This window comes from Bacteroides sp. MSK.20.12 (genome assembly GCF_019052435.1).
Taxonomy (GTDB): domain Bacteria; phylum Bacteroidota; class Bacteroidia; order Bacteroidales; family Bacteroidaceae; genus Bacteroides; species Bacteroides xylanisolvens.
This window is the reverse complement of the sequence record NZ_JAHQVH010000004.1, coordinates 141,788-168,380: the sequence shown is the minus strand read 5'-3', so window position 1 is coordinate 168,380 and position 26,593 is coordinate 141,788. Positions and strand designations below refer to the sequence as shown.

Annotated in this window: 13 protein-coding genes; all 13 read right to left on the bottom strand. The window is 42.3% G+C overall.

What is annotated here, in order from left to right:
- Positions 1–43: 43 nt before the first annotated feature.
- The 13 genes from KTR06_RS03800 to KTR06_RS03740 all read right to left on the bottom strand — a co-directional run bounded on the left by KTR06_RS03800 (position 44) and on the right by KTR06_RS03740 (position 26,569).
- Positions 44–1,264 carry a glycoside hydrolase family 88 protein gene (locus KTR06_RS03800; RefSeq protein ID WP_008648414.1) on the bottom strand — a complete coding sequence of 407 codons (1,221 nt, stop codon included), beginning with the start codon at positions 1,262–1,264 and terminating at the stop codon, positions 44–46.
- A 66-nt stretch (positions 1,265–1,330) separates the two neighbouring features.
- The gene (locus KTR06_RS03795) at positions 1,331–2,980 is read right to left on the bottom strand and encodes a glycoside hydrolase 43 family protein (protein ID WP_217289973.1); all 1,650 of its coding nucleotides are present in this window, start codon (positions 2,978–2,980) and stop codon (positions 1,331–1,333) included.
- Between the two features lie 220 nt (positions 2,981–3,200).
- Positions 3,201–4,595, bottom strand: coding sequence for an alginate lyase family protein (locus tag KTR06_RS03790; protein WP_009040932.1), 1,395 nt, complete (start codon positions 4,593–4,595; stop codon positions 3,201–3,203).
- A gap of 35 nt (positions 4,596–4,630) precedes the next feature.
- On the bottom strand, positions 4,631–6,181 hold the full coding sequence (locus KTR06_RS03785; protein WP_217289972.1) for an Ig-like domain-containing protein: 1,551 nt from the start codon (positions 6,179–6,181) through the stop codon (positions 4,631–4,633).
- Positions 6,182–6,218: 37 nt separating this feature from the next.
- A complete protein-coding gene (locus KTR06_RS03780; protein ID WP_008648422.1) occupies positions 6,219–7,943 on the bottom strand; it encodes a RagB/SusD family nutrient uptake outer membrane protein in 1,725 nt (574 codons plus the stop codon).
- Positions 7,944–7,955: 12 nt separating this feature from the next.
- A complete protein-coding gene (locus KTR06_RS03775) occupies positions 7,956–11,243 on the bottom strand; it encodes a TonB-dependent receptor (RefSeq protein WP_151921659.1) in 3,288 nt (1,095 codons plus the stop codon).
- A 69-nt stretch (positions 11,244–11,312) separates the two neighbouring features.
- Positions 11,313–11,828, bottom strand: coding sequence for an RNA polymerase sigma-70 factor (locus KTR06_RS03770; RefSeq protein ID WP_151939794.1), 516 nt, complete (start codon positions 11,826–11,828; stop codon positions 11,313–11,315).
- A gap of 690 nt (positions 11,829–12,518) precedes the next feature.
- Positions 12,519–15,353 (bottom strand): two-component regulator propeller domain-containing protein, encoded by a 2,835-nt coding sequence (locus KTR06_RS03765; protein ID WP_217289971.1) that lies wholly within the window; start codon positions 15,351–15,353, stop codon positions 12,519–12,521.
- Between the two features lie 187 nt (positions 15,354–15,540).
- Positions 15,541–18,696: a glycoside hydrolase family 2 TIM barrel-domain containing protein gene (locus KTR06_RS03760; RefSeq protein ID WP_217289970.1), complete on the bottom strand. Its 3,156-nt coding sequence runs from the start codon at positions 18,694–18,696 to the stop codon at positions 15,541–15,543.
- Positions 18,697–18,793: 97 nt separating this feature from the next.
- Positions 18,794–20,059 carry an alginate lyase family protein gene (locus tag KTR06_RS03755; RefSeq protein WP_229067690.1) on the bottom strand — a complete coding sequence of 422 codons (1,266 nt, stop codon included), beginning with the start codon at positions 20,057–20,059 and terminating at the stop codon, positions 18,794–18,796.
- Positions 20,060–20,109: 50 nt separating this feature from the next.
- A complete protein-coding gene (locus tag KTR06_RS03750; RefSeq protein ID WP_217289969.1) occupies positions 20,110–21,576 on the bottom strand; it encodes an Ig-like domain-containing protein in 1,467 nt (488 codons plus the stop codon).
- Between the two features lie 34 nt (positions 21,577–21,610).
- Complete coding sequence (locus KTR06_RS03745; protein WP_217289968.1) at positions 21,611–23,332, bottom strand: RagB/SusD family nutrient uptake outer membrane protein; 1,722 nt, start codon at positions 23,330–23,332, stop codon at positions 21,611–21,613.
- Between the two features lie 27 nt (positions 23,333–23,359).
- Positions 23,360–26,569: a TonB-dependent receptor gene (locus tag KTR06_RS03740; protein ID WP_008997760.1), complete on the bottom strand. Its 3,210-nt coding sequence runs from the start codon at positions 26,567–26,569 to the stop codon at positions 23,360–23,362.
- Between the last annotated feature and the right edge of the window lie 24 nt (positions 26,570–26,593).

Here is a 26,593-nt window from a genome sequence, read left to right as displayed (position 1 = left end):
CCGATACTTTGATATTACCGTATTCATAAGCCCGGTAATACTGTTATCCCAATACCCCGTGTCCTTCTTGCAGACGTTTCAGCCTCAACAAGGCTTCGATATAATAATAATCTGCATAAATAATAGAAGCATCTATTTCAGAATGAGCGGGCCAGTGTCCTACACTATGCAACAGAAATGACGGTTTGCTTTTACCACTCTGATAACTGTCAGAGTTCAGGCTTGCCAGCATTTCAATAGCAGCATCTTTATAACGTTTTCCTGTTCCATTCGGGAGGTAAGTGGATAATTCAAGCAAAGCAGAGGCCACCACTGCCGCAGCAGAAGCGTCACGCGGAGCATCCGGTATTCCCGGTGCACTGAAATCCCAATAAGGAACCTTGTCTTCCGGCAAACGTTCGAGATAGACATCTGTCACTTTCTGCGCGAAATCAAGATACTTAGGATCTTTCGTTTCACGATAAACTACCGTGTATCCATAGATTGCCCATGCCTGACCACGCGCCCACATGGTACTGTCGGCATAACCTTGGTGCGTTACTCCTTTTATCAGATTACCTGTAATGGTGTCGTATACCGCTACATGGTAAGATGTATAGTCGGGACGGAACTGGCATTTCATCGTTTTATCGGCATGAGAAACGGCAATATCATATAAATAAGGATTTCCACCATTCTTCGCTGCCCAGAAAAGCATTTCGAGGTTAATCATGTTATCCATGATGGTATTGTGCGGCCAGTTGCGGGGTTCCACTTCACGAGGCCATGAAAGGATGGTTCCTACGATAGGATTGAACAGAGTAGCCAACGTATCGGCTGTATCAAGAATCACTTGTTTGTAAGCCGGATTCTTGGTCAGGCGGTAACCATTTCCGTAGCTACAGAACACGAGGAAGCCCAAATCATGGTCGAAAGCCGGAGTCTTGGAAAGGAATTCCAGTGAGTTCGTGAACTTCTCCGCTTCTTTCTGAATCTGTTTATCTTTCGTATATTCGTAATCATACCACAATACTCCGGGCCAGAAACCGGCACACCATTCTTCCTTCGTCGCTTTCCGACAATTCCAATGATGTTCGTCAGTCATGATATTACGTGGCATCATTGTATAGTCGATGCCGGAGTCTGTTTTCAGTTCCGCAAGCGTACGTTGTGTCTGCTCTGCACAATAGTCCAATGCCTTATTCACATCCAATGTACCGGACGGCTGATGAACACACGTACAGAAACCTAACATCACAGCCAAACCTACTACAATCTTTTTCATCTTAATCTGATATCTTCGAGTTAATTCTTAATCTTTATTTCTCTTTGTCAATTATTGATTGGTCAATTACTTATTCATCCGAAACCAATCGACATCTGCCCATCCCCGATTGCCTTCATTCGGAGTCACACAGAATAGTCCGACTTTGGCTCCAATCCATTTGCCCTGACGGGCTGTGAAAGACTCTCCTACTGTCGTATATTTCTTCCCGTCCAGACTATAAGCAAATGTACAAACGGCTCCTTTACGAACCTTTACTTGCAAGTAAACAGTTTGCCATTCATTATCTGCTACTCCCGGCATCTTCAAATATTTTACCGGAATGTTTGCCAATTCTTTTATCTGTTCAGGATTTTGCTGTTCCGCATCCTTACAAACTGCCTGTTGCAGAATAAACTGATCGCCCGCCTTGCGAATAGAAAGATAACTATAATCCCATCCCATCACAATAATTCCGGTTTGTTCTCCATCCTGCTTGGCAGTAAATGTCAGCTTGGTCGTAGCTGTAAATTCTTCAGCCGGGAACTTTTGCATCAACAGATTAGGAACTTCCCAGAAGTTCACAAACTCTTTCGAGAGGCTGCCTGCATAAAGACGGATAAATCCCAAATCGGTAGTAAACCCGTAAGTGTCTTTTTTATTGGCATGCCATTGCCATTGTAATCCCAAATGCCGGGTATTGAATTCGTCACTCTCTGGCGGAGTAGCTACCGAATAGGTCTTTCCCACATTCGGTTTCTTATAAGTCGTTACAGGTTCACCGCAACCATCTTTATCCTTGTCCACTCCGATTACAGGCCAGTCATTTACCCACATCATCGGATTCAGATGAATCACACGTCCGTAAGCGCCTTTATCTTGAAAATGGACGAACCAGGATTCTCCTGTGTTGGTGTCTACCCAGCCACCCTGATGAGGTCCGTTTATCGTTGTCTTTCCTTGTGCCATCACGATTTTCGATTCGTAAGGGCCATAGATGTTCTTTGAGCGAAGTACCAATTGCCAACCGGCTGCGACACCTCCTGCCGGAGCAAAAATATAATAGTATCCGTTGCGTTTATAGAGCTTCGGTCCTTCTACAGTATGATTCTTTCCATCATTTCCGTCGAACACCATCACCGGATCGGAAATAACTTCTGTTCCTTCCGCATTCAGTTCGCAAATGACGAGGATACTGTTCACTCCACTACGGCTTCCGGCATAAGCATGTATCAGATATACTTTTCCGTCTTCGTCCCACAAAGGAGTTGCATCAATCATTCCTTTCCCTGCTTTCACCAATACCGGTTTGCTCCATTTTCCTTTCGGGTCTTTGGTTTTAATCATATAGATTCCATAATCCGGATCCCCCCAGTAAATATAAAATCCTCCGTTATGAAAACGAATGGCCGGTGCCCATACGCCTTTACCATGCTGTGCCTTATCGAAGAAAGGTTCCGGCTCCTGAACCGGTAACGCATAGTTTACTAACGACCAATTAACCAAATCATTGGAATGAAGAATAGGAATTCCAGGAATACAGTTAAAACTGGATGCTGTCATATAGAAATCATCTCCGGCCGCACAGATATCCGGGTCTGAATAGTCAGCATGAAGAACCGGGTTCTGATAAGTTCCATTCCCCTTATCAGCCACCCAGGTCTTAGAAATTTCTTGTGCGCCTGCCAATGAACCGCAAGCCATCATTCCTGCTAAAAACAGAATCTTTTTACGCATATACCTTACTAATCAATTTCATTCAAAACTAGATTCGTTATTCCTAAAAACAGGTTCTTTCTACCTTATATAAAAACCAATCACTTTTAAAACTGAATCCTATCTCTGATTTCAAAACAATCTATTTACTGACCTATTTATTTATATATACGAAAGGGATTAGGTAAATACCTAATCCCTTTCCAACTTTTTTCTATTTATCTAAAAACTCATACCCATTTTATTCACGATATAACATTAACGTAGCCCAGCCCAATTGGTCAAAAGCGCCACTATTAGAACCGTAGCGATTAGCAGTCTCTCCTGCCCCACCTTCAGGACGCATTTTATCCGCCAGTACTTGAGCATACTTATAACCACTGCTCAATCCCTTAATCTTTGCATAGTGAGTATAGAAAATTTCCCATCCGGGACGAACTTCCCCACGACCATCGTCAGATACTACCTTATGATCTTGTCCGTGATTTTTATCTTTACATGTACAATTTGTACAGTACTGATACTCTTTAAAAGGTATTTTTGTTATATCAATCAGCCAGGTACCATCCGAATTGTCATTTTTCACTCCATCCGTTGCATTGCTAAGTGCTACATATTCACCCATTTTCATAACTGCGTTATTATTAGCCGCGAAGAAATCTAGTCGGGAAATGTCTTTATTATCCTGATAGAATGTATAAGCTATCTGACAAAGATTAGCTGTTACGGCTGCCGACATTTGAGCATGCCCCTGGTCGCGTCCGCTTTCCTGATTCTGACATATCTCTTCACCAGACAGTGGATCAACATGAGTACCCTGGATTAAATTATTAAGAGCTCCATTGCCAACACCATTATAAAAGTAGTTCACAATATAGTTAACCATATCATCATCTTCAGTTAAAATACCAATAGACAAATAGGAGCACATATTAACTAAATCCCAATTCGACCAGTAATGTAAAGCACAATTGTTACTACCTTGATGATTATCCAGAAAATCTTTATTTTTAGAAGCGAATACTTTCACCATCCACGTTTTAAAAGTAGTTTTATCTGCTTCTGTCCAACCATCATAGGTTTGCATTATTTCTGCCGCATTAGCAAAAGTATATCCTTGCGCACCTGCCGCTAATTTATGATTAGCATCATTTGAAGTCACTTCCGTACAGGTTGCAGCCCATTGATTCAAAATGTTAACCACATTCTTTGCATACTGTTCAGTACCGGTAAGTTTCCATAAAAGCGCCATCTGATAAGCAGCTGCAGCATCCTCCATAGCATAGCTGTAGTTTTCACTACTAAATCCCGTTCCAGTTACATCACCACGAACAATCTTTGTCTGCGGTTGCGGGGTATAGGAAGAAGCTGATACATAACTGGAGTTTTTCAGATTTTCAAACTCATCCTTTACTTTTTGAGGTGCAGTCCCATCATTCAGCATTTTCTTTACCCTATCAAAATCTGCCTGATTAAACATCGCACAAGGATGATTGTAAGTATATTCAGCTTCTACCGGAACATATACTCCTTCCGGAAGTGTCAAATCCACTACTCCGAATTCATTCTCACGGCAGGAGGTCTGCACTGCTATCAGCAGTGCGAAACCCATTATCTTAATTGTATTTTTATTCATAAAGAATCTATTTTGAGCCTTAATTTATTATTCTATTATTTTATCACTTCATAAGTCAGCCCTTCTGACTTAATATATGCTTGCACATCCTGTAATGTTTTGAACGTCTGAACCCAGTAAACATTATAACTTACAGCTGTAGACGATACAATATCAGCATATTTGAATTGAAGAGTTGTAAACGATGCAACAGCAGTTGCCGGGAGTAAACCACCTGTACCCCATTTCTGACTGGCCATATCATAAATAAGCACATGACTTCCATCGCTACATTTATAATCATTCAGCCATTTATTGTTATTTCCGTCTAGACCACCGGAATATTTAGTACCATCACACATCCCGGATGCGTCAAGAGTTATATTACGTGCAGTTACTCCCTCATAATCTTTCACATCATCCATGCGAACTGCGAAAATAGGATAATTGCCAGAATGTAACCAAGAGGTTGTACTCTTACAAATCAAATCTCCACGGCATTTACCACCGGTTAATTTTGTATTGATCGTTATATAGCCTCCATCTTTATTCCATGTATGTGATTCCGCATTTGAAGCATTAGCCCATGTATAATTCTCATTACGGAAAAGCTCCCGTATTAATCCTTCTGCCAAATTCAACTCTATAGACGAAGAATTACCTGTTTCCGGACAGGTGGCAGTTATAGTAACCTTGCCAAACACTCCATTCGCATTGAAAGTAACAACACCTGCCTTCACCGTAGCAATAGTTTCATCACTTGATGTCCACTCTATCAATGACTTGGTACAATTCTCCGGCACTGTTGTAAAGTTCAAAGCAACACTCTTTTCTGCAATAGCAAATTCATAGCCATTAGTCGATGAGTAATTTTGGTCAATAGTTACCTCCTCCGGTTGTACAATTGAGTTCACGATAATCTCTTTAGTTGCGATCACATTTGCATCATCTAAAGAAGTTGCAGTAATAGTAACGGGCACAGCTGCACCTTTACCGCTGTCCAAACCTGTAACAACTCCATTCTTATCTACTGTAGCAACAGTTTCGTCAGAACTTGACCACTTCACAGTTTTATAAGTCGCGTCAGATGGTAAAATCCCAGCTGTCAACTGTACAGTTTCTCCTGCATATACATTATCTGCACTTGAAGTAATCGTAATACTCTCCGCACTAATCAGTGAATTCACAACCAGCACTTTCAAAGCACTAGCCACATCGCTACCCGAATAATAAACACTGGGGGCAACTTGAATCACCGCTACACCTGTACCGTCACCACTAACAGCATTTACTGTTCCATTAGCATCTACTGTAGCTACGTTTGCATTACTGGAAGTCCAATTTACCTCTTTATAAGTAACATCATCAGGAGTTATATTATAGCCCAACTCTATTTTCTCTCCTTTTACTAAGGGCAAGACTTTCACTTTCGTGTCATCCACATAAATAAGTTGTTGTAAATCTTCTGAAATAATTATTTCTACCGATTTAGGATAAATCGCTTTAGATAGTGGGGATACCTCGTCATTATCATCACATGACAGAAATGTGGAAACGACCGCTGTCATAAACAGACAACCTAACCCATATTTTAATATCTGTTTCATACGTTTTTTCTTTTATTCATTATTACAATAATACATCTTAGTTTTTCCATCCCGGATTCTGTTCCAATTGTGGATTCAACTGCAACTGGTCAGAAGGTAGCGGATAAAGATAAAGTTTATCATTCCAGGTACGATCACTATAGAGTATAAGGCAGCCGTCACTACTAAGCGAACGTTTATGATCAGTCCAGTTGGTTTCAAACCAAGTCCCTGTAACTTGCACTCCAAGCTGATCTTGCGGCATCTCAACAGGTGCAGTAGCCCAACGTTTCAGATCATCAATGCGAAAACCTTCCAGTACAAGTTCAACAGTACGCTCCCTACGGATTTCTTCACGCATTGAAAGATTGTTTGCCGAAACCAATTTGCTACTCAATTTTGGCATATCCGGATTGACACGAAGACGAACCAGATTTAAAGAATAATCTAATTCCGGATCCGTTATAGTACCATTTAGTTCATAAACAGCTTCGGCATAATTCAGCAACACTTCCGCATAACGAATAACCGGGAAGTCATAAGATTCGTAATAATCTTCCAACTGACGTTCTGTGCCCCACTTACGATTTTGATAGCCACTACCAGAACGTACATTAGCGGTCAGGCTACTTGTCAAATCTGCATCTGTCCAGGTTGTACGCCATTTTCCATCGTTATTCCAATACTGTTGTCCATGATACAGCATATTATTTCCCATACGGTTATCTCTATTTTGAAATTCATCAGTTACTCCGGCATATTGTTGAAACTTGGATGATTTCCCTATAGGCAACCCGTCAGAACAAAGGTACATATTCGCCAACTTACGAGTCACATAACAAGCATTTGCCACCATACCGTGAGTCAGATTCCATGCTGTTTTATCTCCATTACGATGACGTTTCACAAAGATATATTCTGTATTATCACTCTTTGAAAGGTTGGCCGGATTGCATTGTGCTCCATCTTCTAACGTAAACATATAACGATAACTCTCATTCGCTAATTTTTCATTATAGAAGATTTTATATTTACCACCTTTAATAACCTCATTAGCTGCATCCCTGGCAATAGTCAACAGTTCCGTGCTGCGAGTAGTATTTGAAGTAGCATCTTTTCCATTTGTATGAAATTTTTGCCAGGTACCTTCATATAATGCTACCCGTGACAACATGGCATAAGCGATATATTTATTCAATCGTCCGGCTTCGGAAGACGTTTCGGGTAAACTGCCGGCTGCCTCCTTCAAATCTTTAATTACCTGATCTATCACTTCACCGCGATCATTACGCTTCCCATACAATATTTCAGAGTCCAAGTCTAAAGGTTGCGTAAGAACGATGGCGTCTCCATAAAGCTGCACCAACTCAAAATGACTATATGCACGGAAGAATTTTGCTTCAGCAACAGGCACTGCAATATCTGCAGGTACAGCAAAACTTTCAGCATTCTTCAACAACAGGTTAGTATAATAGATACGTTTATATAGTCTAGTGTAATTAGCATCTGTAGCAGGAATAGCATTTGTACCCTGGCTATACACATTCATAGATGAACCCGCCACTAAATCTGAACGAAAATCACTATGAGGCTCGTCTGATACAGCACGGTTGAAGTCATGAGGCCAACTATAAAATTGATTGGCAAATAACTGGAAATTGGTAGCATTGTTCCACACCAGATTATCACCCAAATCCGACAATGGTTCTAAATTCATGCAGGAAGTTGTTACCGCCATGAAGGAAAAAAGACATGCAGCTTTTATATATTGCTTTAGTTTCATATTATCAATTATTTAAAAGGTTAAATTAGCTCCAATGGTAAAGTTACGAGTGAACGGATAACGTTTCACTCCCTTAGCAGCTTGAGTAGTATTATTGGTATCTCGAGCCGATGCTTCCGGATCCCATCCATCTTTAATTTTGGTGGTCTCCCATAAATCTGCTCCTGTCACATATATACGGGCACCTGAAATCGCTTTTGTTTTATTCAAAAGCTTGGCAGGAAACGTATAACCGATTGTCACATTCTTCAAACGAAGGTAACGGCCGTCTTGCGCTGTCAAAGAAGATGCCTGATAATTATAATTATTGATATTACTTTCATTAGTATATGGAGCGTAGTAAGCATCCCGGTTATTTTGACTCCATGTGTTACCAAGAGAAGCAGTGCTTGTATTGGTATAATTACTACGGAATGGAACAGTCCAGTTATCAATCGGACGATAAACAAATCGATTGGCAGCTCCTTGAAAAACGACATTTATATCAAATCCTTTATAATCTGCGCCAAAGTTGAAAGAATAAGATATTTCAGGAGTATCACTACCCAAATAGATATAATCTTTTTCATCCAACACACCATCTCCATTCTCATCGCAATACATATTGTCACCTACACGCAAGTTAGATGGCATACCAATACCATTATTATTATAATACTTAGTCTTGTAAGCAGCCAGCTGTTCCTCGTTTTGGATTTTACCTCCGTAACGCAGACCGAAAATTGAATTTAGTGGATAGCCTTGCTGTGTTTGTACATATCCTGATTTCAACACAGTTGTACCACCATAGTCGACTAATTCATTACGGGCAAAAGTAAAAGTACCACCTACATGATAATTTACGTCTCCAATCCGGTTACGATAATTAAGCTGACCTTCATATCCCCAACCTTCAAACTTTCCGGCATTAGCTTTCGGAGCAGAATCACCTAACGTCCCCGGAAAAGTAACATTCACTAACATATTATTATTATGCTTCATAAACGCTTCAACAGAACCGGTTAGAGTTCCATTTAAAAAGCCAAAGTCAACACCTATATTATAATTCTTAATACGTTCCCAACTACGTGTAGTGGAGGCCAGAGTTCCATTTGTTTTAATATAAGAAAGCTTATTGGAACCAATATATGCACCATCATCTCCAGCCGCAACCAGATTATAGAGCTGTACACCATCATAATTTCCAATACCACTCTGATTACCCACTTCGGCATAGGAAAGGCGTAATTTCAAATCACTTAACCAATCGACTTTCTGCAAAAAAGATTCTTCTTTTATACGCCATCCAAGTGAAACACCATAAAAGAAATCCCAACGGTTTTCAGGTAAGAATTTAGAAGAGCCGTCATAACGTCCATTCAATTCCAACAAATAACGTCCATCATAATCATAGTTGAAACGTCCGAAATAAGAGAGGTTTGCATTCTGATACTTCTTCTCATCACCAGTCAGAGTCACATCCCCCGAACCGTTTACTATTTCCATACCGTTCTGAATATCTTTAACCATTACACCGAAATAAGTGTATTCTTTAAATTCATACTGCGCGCCCAACGTCAAATTCAGCTTATGTTTTTGAGCAAATGTCTTATTAGCCGCCAAATATCCGGAGACAGAGTAAAAATCCGTTCGTGAGCTTGTCTGTGTATAAGTTGAGTTTGCCTGGCTTGGGTCTGTCCGTACCTCTACATCACCCATATAATTATAAAAAGTAACAGCGTTTGTTGTTTTATTACGAGCTGCCGTACTTGTACTATATCCTACATTGGCATTAGCTGACAGCCAATCAAAAATCTGATAATTCAAAGTTTCGCTTAATGAAATAGCAGAAACAGAGAGTTTATTGTCGCCTCCATCACGTACAACAGCTGCAGGAGATCCCCATGTTCCCCAAGCATATGGTTTTCCATTCAATGATTCAAAAGGAAGACCGGGCATAGGTAAAGTGGCAGACAAAGCTGATTCAATCTGCGTTGGCGCAACTTGTTCCTGACGATTATACGAAATAGAAGAATCTAATTTCAGGTTCTTAGTAAACTTATACGTATTGTTCATACGAAAGTTATAACGCTGGTTGTTGTTATTACCAAATTGCAAGGTAGAACCATCATAAAGATAACTCATGGAAATACGATAAGATGATTTCTCCGAACCACCGGAAACACTTAAACTATGTTCTGTACTCCATGTATCGCCAAAAAGCGTATCCAGCCAATTTACATCATCCGTAAATACAAAATCAGCGACATCAGTAAAATTGGTCGAACCGAATGGATTAGGACTGTAACGCATATCAAGATAAGAACCTTTATATTTCTTCGCTAATTCGGCATAAGTATACCATACGTCAGATGTCTTTTTATCATTAGTCAATGCTGTCATTACACCATCTGCCCATTGGTCGATATTCATAGCAGAGGCCATCAAACCAACAGTCTTCAAAGTAGCACTACCACTATACTCTACCTTTACTTTACCTTCAGCACCTTTCTTTGTAGTAATTAAAACAACACCACCGGCAGCGCGTGAACCATAGATTGCAGCCGCACCGTCTTTCAGAAAGTTCATTGATTCAATATCATTGGGATTCAACAGCCGAAGTTCGTTCACACTCTCATACGCCACACCATCAATGATAATTAATGGTTCTGTGCTATTCACAGACACTGAACCGCGCAAACTCAATCCCCAACTCTCATCTCCCGGAGCAGAGGAACTACGAGTAATCATGACACCTGGCACCTGCCCCTGTAAAGCTTCCAATGGACTAGACAGACCTCCTTTTTCCTGAAGCATTTTAGCTCCTACAACCGTAACAGCACCTGTTAATGAAGATTTTTTCTGGGTACCATAGCCTACAACCACCACTTCATCCAACACTTCAGAATCTTCCTGCAATGTAATTTTCACAGGTGCGCTACCATTCACATTAATTTCTCTTGTTTTATATCCAATATAAGAAACAACCAAAGTCCCCGGATTGACATTGCTAAGTGTAAAGTTTCCATCTATATCCGTGATTGTACCATTAGTAGTTCCCTTCATCAGCACACTAGCACCAATTATTGGTTCATTATTTGCATCCAACACAGTTCCCTTCACAGTCACAGTCTGCATCACAGATTGTGACCTGTCAACTTCTGCATAGGTCTTCTGGGGTATTCCTGTCAATAACGCAGAAGCAACCACCATTGAAAATAAAAATCTTTTCGGCGAACATTTTAAGATATCATTCATAAAATTAAATTTGAGGTTTAAAAATAGTATTAAATTTTTGTTCTCTAAAATAAGGTGAGGCATACAAGTACCTCTTTGTAAATTCTGACTCCTTTTCCATAAGCACAAAGGGTTATTTATTAATGAATAAGATTATATACAATTCCGGAAAAACTCGCGCATTTCACGACGTCCCAGAAACAGATGGTTTTCCACCGTCCTGCAACTTAAATTCAGTTCATTTGCGATTTCCGGAGACGTTTTATTTTCGAAGCGGTTCAATGTATAAATTAACCGACGTTGTTCGGGCATAGCAGCCAAGCGGGTCCGTTCCATTGTCATTAAATCATCACCGATAATTTTTTCTTCGGTTTCATTGGTAGAAGTGGACATAGTATCATAGATGTAGCTGTCTATCTCCTGTTTCTTATAATAACGACGGATATAGTCGATTACAATATTGCGGGCAATGGTGAACAAGAAATATTTCACTGTGTCCGGACGGAGCATTTGCTTGTAGTCCAGCAGACGTACAAATACATCCTGGGTTAGATCCTCCGCTTCGTAGCGATGAGTGATACGATAAGTAATATAGGTAAAAATCACCTGATAATATTCTTCATAAGAACGGGTGATAATGTTGTCGGAAGTGTTAGCTGTTGTCTCCATAATACTATCTTTTTCGGTTTTGATCACGATGCAAATATAGAGGTGATTTTGGATATAACAGCCAGAAAATAAAGCAGATCAATCTCAATGAATCTAGGTAGACTCATTTAAATATACAATTCTAATTATCAACATATTACGTTTACAAAAAAGAGAGTATCACTTTATAAAATGAGACTCAAATCACTCAAATCAACGTATCTTTGCTCCACTTACGCTCGTTTGCTCCCATCCTCTTCCCCTCTTCAATTTTATTATTTGATCGTTTCATTGTCACATCAAAGCTATTAATGAAGTACGAACATTAATAGATAAATTCCGTTTCATTAAAGATAAACTTGCTTTGCACTTATTGCAAAGTTACGTTTGATTAAGGGTAAACTATAAATGAAAGCTTCAATTATATAATTGCAAGCTTTGTTTTTATAAACGCAAGTTTCATTTATAAAAACAAAGCTTGCGTTTATAGATTACTCCCTATAAAAAACAACTTTGCAATAGGAGCAAAAGAAGTTTATATAGGGAGAAGAAGAACTTATCTATTAATAGATTACGAGAAAAAGACTAGTAAAAGGAAAATCCACTTGGTGAAGGGAGGTCCTTCACCCTCTAACCCCGATGAATAGGGCGGTGTGAAGGGTGAAAGGGATATGAGTATAAAATAGATTTCAGTGATAATAAGTCGAAAAGTTACTCTTCTTTGGCTGTTCCACCTATACTACGAATATATTCATTCGGAGTGACTCCCGTACTCTTTTTGAATGAGCGGAAGAAAGAAGCACGAGAACTGAAGCCGCAGAGTTCTGCCAGTGCAGTTAATGTATAGCGGGAATATTGACTATCCACCACCATTTTCTTGAATTGAGTGACGCGGTATTCGTTTATAAAATCATAATAAGACTGATTGAGATATTGATTCAAAAGATACGATAATGAATGCGAAGAAGTATCCAGAGCAGAAGCCAGGTCGCCCATTTTCAAATCAGGATTAATATATGGCTTTTCTTTCTCCACATAAGCAACCAGTTTCTTATGGAGTTCTTTACATTCTTCTTCAGTCAGCCTGTTAGTTTTATACTTTTCTTCGGTTGCAGCGATAGAAGACTCTTCAGAAATCACTTCCGCTTGTTCTATCGTTCGGTCTTTCTGCTGTGTCTTCTCTATGGGTGCGGAGATTGCCGATGCAGGAGAAGTAAGCAGGCGGCGCATACGATTCCACACATAATATCGTATAAAAGCAATAATGCCTACAATTAATAAAACAGAAAGTGCCCATCCCCACCAAGGTATCATAGGACGCACCGTCACTTGATAAACAGCTTCCGACTGTTCATTTCCCGGAAGGCGCACACGGAACGTATAAGTTCCGGAAGATAATCCATAATAGGAAACCTCATTCTGCGCAGCCAATAGTTTCCAGTCTTTATCCACTCCTTCCAACTGATATTCGTACAATAGAGCAGAAGGCAGACCATAAGCAAAATCCGTAAAGCAGAAAGTCAGATTATTCTGATTATATTTTAAAGACGGGTTGGTAAAAGAAATACCATTAGCTAATATATCCGTAAACACAATCGGACGGACTTTACCACGCACTTCATCCACCCGCTTCGGATCGACATAAATCAAACCTTTGGTGTTGCCGAACCATAATATTCCTTTTTCATCTTTATAAGCAGCCCCATTCGTAAAAGTAGGTCCTGGTACTCCATCATTGAAAGTGAAGGCATCGTACTCTTCTCCTTCTTCCTTTATGCGTAACAATCCATCATTGCAAGCCACCCACAACCAACCCTGGTTATCTTCCACGATCGACATCAGCGAATTGTCAGGAAGCGTGGAAAAGACGGAACGGTTCCGAAAACGATCCATCGTTAAAGTAGAGGTAAACAGACTCCCCTTTTCACGAATAAAATAAAGGTCGTGTCCGGTATCTTCGTAAATGGTGCGCACCTTATCCCTATGCACAAATCCTTCAGGGAACACATTAGATCGTAAACTTTGAGAAGCAGGATCATATATACACATACCGGTTTCCGTGGCAATCCATCCTTTGCCGGTAGAGTCAAAACTAACTTCATAAACGTTACCTTCCGGCAATTGGGAATTGGCGCTGGTAAAGTGTTTGATCTGTTTTGCCTGTTTATTATAACAGAACAATCCCTGTGAAGTGCCTATCCAGAGATTTCCTTTCTCATCCGGTCGCACACAAAAGATATGTCCTTTCTGAAACAGCTCTGCATCTCCATCTCCTCCCTGGGCAAAATATTTTAAAGATAATGTCTCCGGATTCAACACCATCATGCCTCCGCCATACGTACCGATATAATATTCGCCTTCATAAAAACAGATTGTCAATATCAAATCCGAAGTCAAAACAGGTTTCACAAAACTCTTTACGACTCCGGTAGCTTCATTTATATAATACAAGCCGTCACGTGAACCGATGACTTTTTCGTGTCCTCTGTTGACAAAAGAACGAATAGAAAGATTGGCAGAGTTAAACAGAGGAGGATAAGCATAAGTTTGGAAAAGACCATTCTGATAAAGTGAGTAATCCAAACCTGCCTGAAAGTGCCCCACCCAAACAGCACCTCTGTCATCCACCAATAGTGAATAAATGGAATTACTGCGAATACCTTCTTTATCACTTACATCGTGACAAAAACGACGTGCCACTTGTTGGGCTTTATGTGAAAGGAAATGAACGCCATTACCATCTGTTGCAATGTATACTGTCTCCTTTCCATCACTGGATATGTCGGAAATGACATCACAGCCTAAAGACACCGTATGCGAAAAGCTCTTTTTGTTTATATCGAAACGAACTACTCCCTGGCTCATTGTACCTAGATAAAGGGTTTCTCCAATACGAGTCAGGCAGCGGAAATAATCGGCCTCGGGAACATTCTCCTGGAAATGCCAGGAATCAATCTTACCATCTTTCAATGAATAAGAGAATAAACCTTGCACTGTAGCCAGCCATAACGCACTTTTATCTTCATTCAGACAGAGATCCATAATTCGATTACAAGCAGCCAGCATATTCCGGTCGGTCAATACTTGGAGCAATTGCCCGTCCTTTTGGATGAACAATCCTTTCTCCGTACCGATATAGAGAATATCTCCATCCGGAAGTAAGGTATTTACAGCAAAATCTATCTTTTCGGGAACAATTCTCTCCAGCTGGCCGTTTGCACGATTCAGACGCCAAAGTCCGATACCGTTTCCCACCCAAAGCTGATTGTCGGCTGTTTCCGTGATGCAGTTCACCCGTTTCTTCCTTCCGGAATCCACGCCTCGAAATTCATAATGGCGAACTTTCACACCATCAAAACGATCGAGACAATTATCTGTTCCTAGCCAGACAAAACCTTCCGAGTCTTTATAAATGGCGTTCACCAATAGCCCGGACAGTCCATCGGACATGACTACATTACGAAATGTATAATTCTGGGCTTGCAGATTTACACCACAAACCAAGTATATGATTAAAAGAATCAGATATTTAATCGTGTTCTTCACTTACAACCGCTTCCTTTCATATTAAACATGTGACAAACATACATAAAAATCTCCAAAAGAGCACATTCCTTTATACAAAAAAATAGTCCCTTCGTATTTGTTATATATGGAAAACAAATACGAAGGGGAGAATTTATTTACTCAATGCTATTGAAGATTTTATCTGCCACTGATTCAAACAATAGCCTTAATCTGAATTCTTTTCTACCAATTCAATCATATAGCTATAAGTATATTTCTTGTCAAGCAAGCGATATTCATTGTGCGGATACATTCCCCAACTATTATCGCCGCCTAATCCACGTTGCTTCAAGTCAACGTGCAGAAAGATATTCTTTTGCGGAACAATGTCGATAGTATGCTGCAATTTACGGGTCAGGCCGGGATCAAGGTCTTCCGGTGAGAAATGCAAAGCGGAAAATGCAATAGGTTGCAAGCCTGTAATTCTCACTCCTTGCCCTTCGCTATCCAATAAGGACAGCCAACGAACATCTGTTTTATTTCCTGTTTCCTGCGGACGTATATACCAATAGAACTGATTTTCAACCTTATCCTCATATCGTCCGATGAAGGAACTCGAATAACGGTCGATATAGTTCTCAAAAGGCCCTCTACCGTAATAGACCAAGTTTTCATAAGGTTGATGCAATTCCATACGCATACCAAAACGGGGAAGTTCGGGAAGTTTCGTTCCTGTCAGGTCGATACTGCCTGTCACAACAATAGCACCATTATTACAGATCAAATATTCCATCATATAAGGAACCTGAATATCATTTAATATCCAATCAATCCTGATGGATAATCCTTTTTCATTCTGTTCGTCTATTGTTACTTTCTTCACATAACGGTTGACATGAGCTGTCCGCCAAACACCTGCCAAAGTGGGCATTTTATTCCCAAAATCATTATCAATCGGAGCACGCCAAAAGGCAGGTTCGGGATATTGCCTGATAGGTTGCTTGCCATTTATCATATAATCAAACAAGATTCCCTTTTTCAAATCAATCTTACCTGAAACGACCCCCGATTGAAAAGACAAAATATTATCTTTCGTTTCATAAGACAGTTTTCCCGAGCAAGACGGGAGCGATGTGAAGAAACTACTTTTATTTAATTGCATCTGCTCTCTAGCTACTTCATAGCGGGCAGGTACTAAATCGGTAGCAACCCGGGTGTGCGCATAGAGATTAAGGAAATACTCATTCCCGTCTTCCGGTATAACAGGAAGAGATAAACGTATCTCTTTCTCTTCATGAGGTTTCAAATCGACATTGAAATCCCCCGTAGATATTTTTTCTCCGTTTTTGTATATTTCCCATATAAAAGCATACTCATCCAGATTGGTAAAGTCATAACGGTTTTTAATGGAAATAATTCCTTTCCCCAAGTCTTTTGCGCTAAACTGAATGTACTGATACACTTTCTTCACTTCATACGCTTGTGGTTTGGGAATACCATTGGCAGAAATCAAACCGTCAGTTCCCGTGTTTAGTTCCCCTTTCTTATCTTCCAGCCATTTATAGCTACCCATCTTACCATTATACGTCCAATAAGTACGTCCGTCTCTTGGTTCGGTCTTTACCTTAAATCCCTGATCCATAAAATCCCAGATAAAACCACCTTGCAAGTTAGGGCTGTCATAAATAATATCCCAAAGGTCTTTAAAATTGCCATTACTGTTTCCTTGGGCGTGAGCATACTCACACATGATAAACGGTCGCTGTTTGCCGGACTTCCGATATTCTGTTATTTTCCACATATTGGGATACATCGGACAGACAACATCTGTATTCCAATCCTCCCAGGCCTGCTCGAACTGTACAAAACGACCGGGGTCATATTTCTTCAAACGCTTATATTCATCGTGGAACACGATTCCATTGCCACATTCGTTTCCTAATGACCATCCGATGATACATGGATGATTTTTATCCCTTTCCACCATTCGGGTGATACGGTCGACATGAGCTGCAACCCATTCGGGACGATAAGCAGGATGCGGGATGGTATCTTTGAAATAAGGAACCGAACCCATTCCATGAGTTTCAATATTGGCTTCATCCACTACATAGATACCATATTGGTCACACAATTGATAGAATAACGGATGATTTGGATAATGACTGGTACGAACAGCGTTCATGTTCAGTTGTTTAATCAGTCGCAAATCATTCATTATGATTTCGCGGGTCTGCACATGTCCCAACGTATCATTGTGTTCGTGACGGTTGACACCTTTTATATAGGTGGGTACACCATTTACCAGTAGCCGTGCATTCTTAATCTCAATGCGGCGGAATCCGACTTTATGAGCCACTACCGTCTGTTGCTTGTCGCCATCGGATCGAAGTGTCAGGATACAGTCGTAGAGCGAAGGGTGTTCGGCGCTCCATTTCCGCACATTGCGCACAGTGCCTTCGAAAGTAAGTGTAGTACTTATGTCTGAGATACAATATACTTTCTGCGCAGATAGGACAGTCTTCCCCCCTGCGTCCTTCAAATCAAGTGTAAGTGTCCCCTTTTGCAGGGTTGCATTGGTATTGAACGAACGCAAGTCTACAGTAGCCCGGAATTGCCCGTGCCGGTAGGTATCGTCCAGTCCTGCATGCAGAAAGAAATCCCAAATGGTCGTTTGGGGATAAGCGGTCAGGAAAACATCGCGTTCGATACCGCTTAGACGCCAAAAATCCTGGTCTTCCATATAGCTGCCATCGTGCCAGCGATACACCTGTACAGCAAGCAAGTTCTCTCCTTTTTTCAAATAGTTTGTCACATTAAATTCTGCCGGAGTCTTGGATGCTTTAGTCATCCCCACCTGCTGCCCGTTCACATAGATACGGGCGTAGCCGCTGATGGAACCGAAGTGCAACAACACTTCACGCCCCTGCCAGTTTTGAGGAACCGTAAATGTGCGCCGGTAAGTCCCCACAGGATTATCAACGTCGATATAAGGTGGATTGGGTGAAAACACATACTGAATGTTGCGGATTATCGGCTCACCGAATCCTTGGATTTCCCAGTTGGAAGGGACAATAATTGTATCCCAATCATTGTCGGATAAATCTGTACGATAAAAATCTTTTATGCTTTCTGCGATAGAGGGAGCATAAACAAATTTCCACGTACCATTCAACGAGTATTGCCAAGGCGATTTTTGGGGATTATCGTTCACTGCATCATCTGCGCGCTCGTAGAGGCGAAAGTCAGCGTGTGGTTTCTCTTTGTTCCACTCATATTGGGTGGGATTTTCCCACTCGTTGTTTTGCGCCTTTGCCGTTGGGGACAAACCACAAAAAAGACAGGAAAGGAATAATAAGGTAGAAAATAATCTATTTATCATAAGATAAAGGGTTGTAAGGGTTTCCATTGAGTAACGTCAAGGAGTTAAGAAGCCTAACCTCTTAACTCCTTGAAATCAGTAGGAAAATCTCAAAAAGTTATTCTTCAGTATACAATAATGTTCCAAACCCCAAATCACCGGCTTCGGCAGTACCACGCTCGCCATATCCTTCGGGGCGTTCTTTTTCGGCAAAAGCTTGCGAATATGGAGCATTCATACCTTTCACCTTGGCATAATGGTTGTAAAGGAGTTCCCATCCCGGACGGGCACGCCCCTTACCGTCAGCCGACACCTTCTCATGCCAACCGTATTTGGGGTGATAGTAAGGTTCGAAAGGCATTTCCACATCTTCGGCCGAAGTTAAGTTATACTTAGCCGTATATTCGCAGAGGTCAAGAATGATGTTGTCGTTGTAGGCAAAAAGGTCGATGCCCATGTTATAGGCTGTACGGCAGAAGTAAGCGTGCAAGCCTACGTTGAGAGTAGCGTGCCCCTGGTCGCGTCCCATCTCCTGGCTCTGTGCCAAATGTCTGCCTTTCACTTTTCCCGCAGGATCCTCGTGCATACCTTTCACCGACCATTCGATACAGCCCATACCTTTTCCGTGATAGAAAAATTCCAAGGCTTGTTTAATCTTGGCATCGTCATCGTTCAGCACGCCAATAGAAAGAATGGTAAGCATGGCAGGCAAATCCCAACTCATCCAGCCCGAAATGGCTGAAGAATTAAAGTGGTTATCCAAGAAATCATCACAGATGGGATAGAAAGTTTTATCTATCCATTTTTTGAAGACTTCAAAATCTTCGGTTTTCCAACCTTCGTAATCCCGCATCAATTCAGCGGGAGCAGCAAACTGGTATCCGATAAATCCGGCGGCAAGCAGACGATGGCTGTCGTCGGGCCATGTTTTATAATTCACCCCCTTACAAGTCTTAGCCCATCCGTTCAGAATTTTAACAGCTGCCTTGGCATAATCTTCATCTCCCGAAATTTTCCAGCGTACAGCCAACTGATAAGCGGCACCGGCATCGAAAGCGGCCGTATTGAAGTTGCCGCCTTGCGAGTGACGTACAATTTCTTCTTGCGGGTTTGCGTTGTAGCTCAGTTGGGCAAATCGGCTTTCGCACAATTTTTCCCAACCGCTAATCCAAGGTTCGGCACGTTCGTTCACTTTGCGGCGTGCGCGTTCAAAGTCGGCTTCGGTGTTCACCAGACAAGGATGCTTGATGGTGTACTCATAATTTTCATTGGGGTTGATTTCGCGTTGCCATGGTTCGGGAGTTCCGTTCTCGAACTCAGCACTACAGCTGGTCAGCAACACAAGCGTTACGCTGCCCACGAAGGTATAAATAAGATTTTTCATACATTCAATTTTCATTTTGTTATTCAATCAGTTTCCAGAGAAAGTAGATGCTATTGTTTACCACTTTCGTTCTTTATCAAATCTTTCAGTTCTTGTTCCGATTCGAAAGTCTTTATCCAATCCACATAGATGCTGCCTGTTTCATTGGCTTCATACCAGATTTTCCAAAATTGAAGTTCCACCGTGTCGTACTTCGTCAATGAGGTAGGCATATACTGTTGATTTTTGCCAAGGAATTTCTTCGTGAAGTCGGCGTAGAATACTTTGTATTCACCGCAATCTACCACAGTCATGGCATTTTTTCCTTTATCGGTATCTTCGCCATATTTACCGGCTACGGTAATGCCGCTTCCGCCCCAAATGTCTAGATACCACTCTATACTTGTCGATGCTTCGAACACATTTTCGGGGAATTTCATTTTAAAGGCCAAGATGGGATAGTTGGTTACGTTGAACCCAAAACCGCCGTTGCGACAAATGCGGACAGCTTTGTAAGTCTTATCTTCACCGGGGAAAATACGAAGTACTCCGTCATTCTCCATCCATTCAAATTCCCGGTGGGTAAAGTTTCCGAATGGCTGCCAGATGTTCTCGACAGTAAACTGGTCGTTCATTAAACCTTCGCTCACGTTGACACTCATCGTAGCTTTGACAGGTTTACCGTCACCATAGTCGGCCAAAGCGGTAATTACTGCATTGCCATAAGCCTTCGCCACGAACCGGCCTTTTTCATCAATCTCTACAACATCCGGCTTACTGCTTTCCCATACGATGTACGAAAGCGTAGCATCTATCGGCGTTACATTCATCTGCGGAGTGTAGGTTTCGCCCAAAGCTAGTTTGTCTGCTTCTTTCACAAATTCCATACTTTCGATATAGATAATGGGCTTCACCTTAATTTCAAACTCTTTCGTGAAATGTTTGTCGTCGGTAGCGGTAACTTGGATGCGTGCCTTTCCTTCGGCTATGCCCTTCACCTCGCCTTTTTCATTGACAGTGGCTTTATCGGGAGTAAGGCTTTTCCAAATCAACCCGGGGTAAGTGGGGTCGGCCGGAGTAGTCTGCCAAGTAAGGGGCAAAGTTGAGGTTACAAACACTTCGAGGTCTTCGTTAGTGAGATTGATATCAGTGATGTGAATAATTTCGTTTACCACCTTCACATTGATGGTCGAAGTGGCAGAATAGCCCACAGCCGGCTTGGCCGAAATTACCGTACTACCGGCCTTCACTGCCGTGATGCGTCCTTCGGCATCTACGGTAGCCACATCGGGCACAGTCGATTTCCATACCACCTCTTTGTTGAAAGCCTCATCAGGACCTACGGTATATTTTATCAAAGTGTCAGTGCCTATCAGCAGAGGCAGTTCGGGGGTCACTTCAAGGTTGATTTCCTTAACGAGCACTCTCTCTTCTAAAACAGGGGATACATCGTCATCGTTGCACGAAACGGTCATCATTAAGCCAGCCGTCATCAGTGCTACAAACGCACCCTTTTGAAGTATATTTTTGTATGTCATAATTCGATTACTTTATAAATGAATAATGAATGGATTATTGGTTCCAACCCGGATTTTGTTTCAAGTTGGAGTTCAGTTTGAGCTGGTCGGTGGGCAGCGGCAATAAGTAATGCTTTTCGTGCCAGTTGCGTCCTTTCTCGTGGATAATGCAACCTTCACCATCTTTCTCCTTAAAGGAAGCATCAGGCCATCTGTTTTCAAAATCGGTACCTTTCCACTTCACACCGGTGAGGTTCATCGGCATTTCGTCTTCGGCCGTTTTCCAACGCTTCAGATCATCAATGCGGAAATTCTCATCGAAAAATTCGATGGTACGCTCACGACGAATCTCTGTGCGCATATCCAAATTATTTGCCGTAACAAAGTCGTTAGTCAAGTCAGGCATTTCGGGGTTGATGCGTTTGCGTGTCAGGTTCAAACTGATGGCTAAGTCTTCATCCGATATTTGTCCATCGCGTTCAAACACGGCTTCGGCATAGTTCAGCAATACCTCAGCATAGCGGATGATGGGGAAGTCATAGGCTTCCATACCGGTAGGCACTCCGTCGCGTTCGCTACACCACTTGTGGGGAAAGTAGCCTGTACCCGTTTGAGGCATGAAGTTCCTATGCGAGGCATTGGCTATTTCGGCAGCATTGCCGCTCCAATCGATGCGTCCGCCGTTTGTACCCCAGTAAGTTTGTCCGGGCACCATAAGCTGATTGTTCATGCGGTTGTCGCGATTTTTATATTCATCATCCACTTTCGTGTAATTCCACGTTTGGGGATTGATGGGCAACCCATTGCTTTGCAGATACATATTAGCCATTTTGCGAGTAACGTACAAGGCATTGCCCAAACGCCCTTGGGTTATGTTGAACCCGATAGAATTGATAACAGGGTCGTGGCGGCGGGTAAAGATATACTCTTTATTACCTGTTTTATTGATACTGGCAGGATTCGACTTTTCATTCTCCAAGATAAAGAGATATTTGTAGGCTTCCGTACCCAATTCTTGAGGAGCAAAAAGCTCGAATGCTCCGCCCGCCATTACATCATGAGCCGCCTGTGCTGCGGTATTGAGCAAATCTTTTATACGTTCGGTATTTTGACCGCCATTATGGAATTTCTCCCATGTACCTTCATAGAGGGCTACACGTGAAAGAAATGCCAAAGCAGCTTCGCTGGAGAGGCGACCTTCGTCGCTGCTGCTGATAGCCTTATCGACGGGTAATAGTTTAGCGGCTTCTTTCAAGTCGTCAATGATGAAGTCAGCCACCTCGGTACGCGGATTGCGGGCCTTCTGCATCTCAGGCGAGTCGATGTCGAGCGGCGTGCGGGTAATGATAAGGTCACCGTAGGCCTGCAACAACTCGAAGTAACAATAAGCACGGAAGAAACGGGCTTCCCCCACCGAAATGGCGATGTCGGCTTGTTGGTCATACGCATCAGCCTGTTGCAACAAGGTGTTGGCTTGGCGAATACGATTGTAATTGTCGGTATAATGCTTGTCGGATGACGGAATACTGTTCGTTCCATTACTATAGATATTCACCGTGCTACCGGCAAACAAGTCCGAGCGAATATCAGCGTGCTGGCTATCGTCAAGCCACTTGAAATCGGCCGACCAGCCGTAGAACTGGGTAGCAAAGAGTTTGAAGTGTTCGGGCGACTTCCAATAGTTGGTATCCGCCAATTGCGTCTTGGGCTCAAGGTCTAAACACGACTGCATGATCATGGCGCAAATGATTCCTAAAATATATGCTATTTTTTTCATTGTTATCTTCAATATTAAGAATAAAAATTAGAATGTGGCATTCACACCGAAAGTCACGGTGCGGTTAAACGGATAGCGTTGCTTGTTTTCTACCTTGCGGGTGGCTTCGGGATCCCAACCATCGGTGATATACGATTTTTCCCACAAGTCGGCACCCGATACATAAATACGCAGGTTGCTGATGAAACCGCTCTTATTCATCCATGCCTTTGGCAATGTGTAACCTAGTACAATCTCTTTGAGACGCAGGTAAGCACCATTATCGGCCGACCAGGTAGAGGGAATGTAATTGTAGTTATTGATGTCATTACTGTTTGAATAAGTAGGAAAATGGTTGTTAGGAGTTTCAGGACTCCATACATTACCTACCGACTGGTTGGTAGTGTTCAGCCAAATAGCTTTGAAAGGCACTTTCCAAGAGTCAATTTCACGATAGATGGTACGCTTGCCCACACCTTGGAACACGGTATTGAAATCGAATCCTTTCCACTCGCATCCGAAATTAAACGAGAACGAATATTTGGGGTCGTCGGAACCAAGAAATACAAGGTCGTCTTGTGTCAGTTTGCCGTCTTTGTTCACATCTTCATACATGTGGTCGCCCAAACGCAAGTTGGCAGGTAGGGCGATAGAGTTGCTGCCCACATATTTGTCCACGTAATAGTCCAGTTGGTCTTGGTTTTGTACTTTGCCCACGTAGCGGTAGCCAAATACCGAGTTGAGTGGATAACCATTCACGGCTTCGTTATAACCTGCGCTCACCACGATGTTACCTCCATCAACGAGTTTGTTGGTCATATAAGTTAACGTACCGCCAACATGGTAGTTGAAACTGCCTATCTTGTCACGCCAAGTCAAGCTGGCATCGTAACCATTGGCTTCAAACTTACCGCTATTAGTGCTGGGAGCAGTTCCACCCAATACACCGGGGTGCAGACGCGAAACCAGCATATTGTCGTTTTTCTTTTTAAAGACCTCGAACGTACCCGTAAGGCGATTGTTGAGGAATCCAAAGTCAATCCCCAAGTTATAGTTGTAGATACGTTCCCAAGTACGCACGGTGCTCACCAGTCCGGCAGATTCCACATAGGTTCCTTTCGAGTTGCCCAACAAAGCGCCGCTGTTCGATTTGTAGTTGTAAAGTTGGATGCCGTCATAGCGTCCGATACCATTTTGGTTACCTACCTCACCATATGAGGCACGTAATTTCAGTTCATTCACATAGTCACGCAAGTTCTCCATGAATTTTTCTTCAGTAATACGCCATCCGGCTGATGCGCCCCAGAAGAAGTTCCAGCGATTCTTGGGCAAGAATTTCGAAGAGCCGTCGTAGCGAGCATTCACTTCGACCATATATCTCGACTTGTAGTTATAATTCAAGCGACCGAAATAAGAGAGAATGGCTTCCTCCCAACGGTCTACTTTGTCTATGTAGATTTGTCCTTTACCGTTAAGCGATTCGATTGCCGCTTCCACGTCCATTGCTTTGGTGCCGCTATAATCGTAAGCGGCATAGTCGTATTGCACACCTCCCATAAGCGATATGTCATGAACCTCATCAAATAATTTCTTATAAGTGAGGAAAGCTGATGCCGTGTAATTGTCGGTACGCGCAGAACTTTTAGTATACGATGATTTTTCTTTTGCGGGATAGGGAGAGTTCTCATTCAGAATCGGAGTGCCGTCGTATTGATACCAATCAATCGAAAGATATTGTTCGTCACGGGCCGCATTGTTCGTTGAGTATCCCAAAGTTCCCTGAAAATCAAGACCATCCAAAATGTTCACTTTCAAAATTTCGTTCACATTCATAGTGGTCACCACAAGTTTGTTGTCACCACCCAATTCGGCCGACCAGTTGGGAGTATGAATGCCTCCCCACGCATACGGTTTGCCATCAATGGTCGAAACCGGTAGCCCTGGCTGCGGTATGCTACTGCCTAATATACTACCAATCTGTGTAGGAGCCACTTGATGCTGACGACTAGCTGACATATTGGTTTCCAAGCTGATACGGTTGTTTATCTTGAAACTGTTGAATAAACGTACGTTATAGCGTTCGTTCGAGTTGTTCCCCCATTGCAGTGTCCCTTGGTCGTTCAAATACCCCAACGAAAGTCGGTAGGTCGATTTTTCCGAACCTCCGCTTACGCTGAGGTTATGCTGGGTAGAAGTGGCATTTCCCCACAGCACATCAGTCCAGTTCATATCGTGAAACACAAAGTCGGCCACGCCACGGAATCCTCCCGGAATAGGATCTTCATCGGGGTTGTTTCCACCATGCAGATTAATCCAACTCCCCTTCATCGCTTTGGCCAAACGGGCATAGCGCACCCAGTTGTCGTCTTCGCCATAGCCGTCATTCAAACGGGCTTGGAGCACACCGTCCGTCCATTCGTCCATGCTCATCATGCGGGGTTGCAAACCCACAATTTTACGTGTAACCGAACCGCTATATTCCACTCTGGTTTTGCCGGCATCGGGACGTTTGGTAGTTACCAAAATCACACCACCCGCTGCTTTTGCGCCATAAATAGCAGCCGAAGCATCTTTCAGGAAGTTAATGGTTTCGATGTCGTCGGCATTGAGTTGAGCCATCTCGCTGACACCACTGGCTGGTACACCGTCAATAATCAAAAGAGGTTCTACCTTGTTCTTTGAGACAGAGCCACGGATTGAGACACCCCATCCTTCTTCGCCGGGAGCAGCCGACGAGCGGGTGATGCGTAAGCCCGGAACCTGACCTTGCATAGCCGAGAGCGGATTGGCCACTGTACCTTTGTCCTTAAAAAGTTTTTGGTCGACCACTGTTACCGAGCCTGTCAACGATTCTTTTTTCTGAGTACCATAACCTACCACAACAACTTCATCCAGCACCTCTGTATCTTCGTGCATGATAATTTTAGCCAGATTCGTCCCTTTTACAGAAACTTCCAACGTCTTATAACCAATAAAAGAAATCACTAACGTACCACCTGATACATTATTCAAAGTAAAGTTTCCATTCATATCCGTTATCGTACCATTGGTAGTGCCTTTCACTTTGACATTGGCACCAATAACAGGTTCGCCATAGGAATCCACGATTTTACCTTTGATTGCCCCAGTCTGCGAAACAGCCTGCACTTCTCCCACATTGGCAAATACCACCTGCGGAGCACCTGTTACAAGGGCAGAGGCCATCACCGTAGAGAATAGAAATCTTCTCGATGAGAATCTGAAGAGATTTTTTTTCATATACATAAAATTTAAAACTAACAT

What these genes read in the sequence shown, in the direction of transcription:
- KTR06_RS03800 (WP_008648414.1), bottom strand. Translation starts at nt 1,264, where the DNA reads ATGAAAAAGATTGTAGTAGGTTTGGCTGTGATGTTAGGTTTCTGTACG.
- KTR06_RS03795 (WP_217289973.1), bottom strand. Translation starts at nt 2,980, where the DNA reads ATGCGTAAAAAGATTCTGTTTTTAGCAGGAATGATGGCTTGCGGTTCA.
- KTR06_RS03790 (WP_009040932.1), bottom strand. Translation starts at nt 4,595, where the DNA reads ATGAATAAAAATACAATTAAGATAATGGGTTTCGCACTGCTGATAGCA.
- KTR06_RS03785 (WP_217289972.1), bottom strand. Translation starts at nt 6,181, where the DNA reads ATGAAACAGATATTAAAATATGGGTTAGGTTGTCTGTTTATGACAGCG.
- KTR06_RS03780 (WP_008648422.1), bottom strand. Translation starts at nt 7,943, where the DNA reads ATGAAACTAAAGCAATATATAAAAGCTGCATGTCTTTTTTCCTTCATG.
- KTR06_RS03775 (WP_151921659.1), bottom strand. Translation starts at nt 11,243, where the DNA reads ATGCCTCACCTTATTTTAGAGAACAAAAATTTAATACTATTTTTAAAC.
- KTR06_RS03770 (WP_151939794.1), bottom strand. Translation starts at nt 11,828, where the DNA reads ATGGAGACAACAGCTAACACTTCCGACAACATTATCACCCGTTCTTAT.
- KTR06_RS03760 (WP_217289970.1), bottom strand. Translation starts at nt 18,696, where the DNA reads ATGATAAATAGATTATTTTCTACCTTATTATTCCTTTCCTGTCTTTTT.
- KTR06_RS03755 (WP_229067690.1), bottom strand. Translation starts at nt 20,059, where the DNA reads ATGAAAAATCTTATTTATACCTTCGTGGGCAGCGTAACGCTTGTGTTG.
- KTR06_RS03750 (WP_217289969.1), bottom strand. Translation starts at nt 21,576, where the DNA reads ATGACATACAAAAATATACTTCAAAAGGGTGCGTTTGTAGCACTGATG.
- KTR06_RS03745 (WP_217289968.1), bottom strand. Translation starts at nt 23,332, where the DNA reads ATGAAAAAAATAGCATATATTTTAGGAATCATTTGCGCCATGATCATG.
- KTR06_RS03740 (WP_008997760.1), bottom strand. Translation starts at nt 26,569, where the DNA reads ATGAAAAAAAATCTCTTCAGATTCTCATCGAGAAGATTTCTATTCTCT.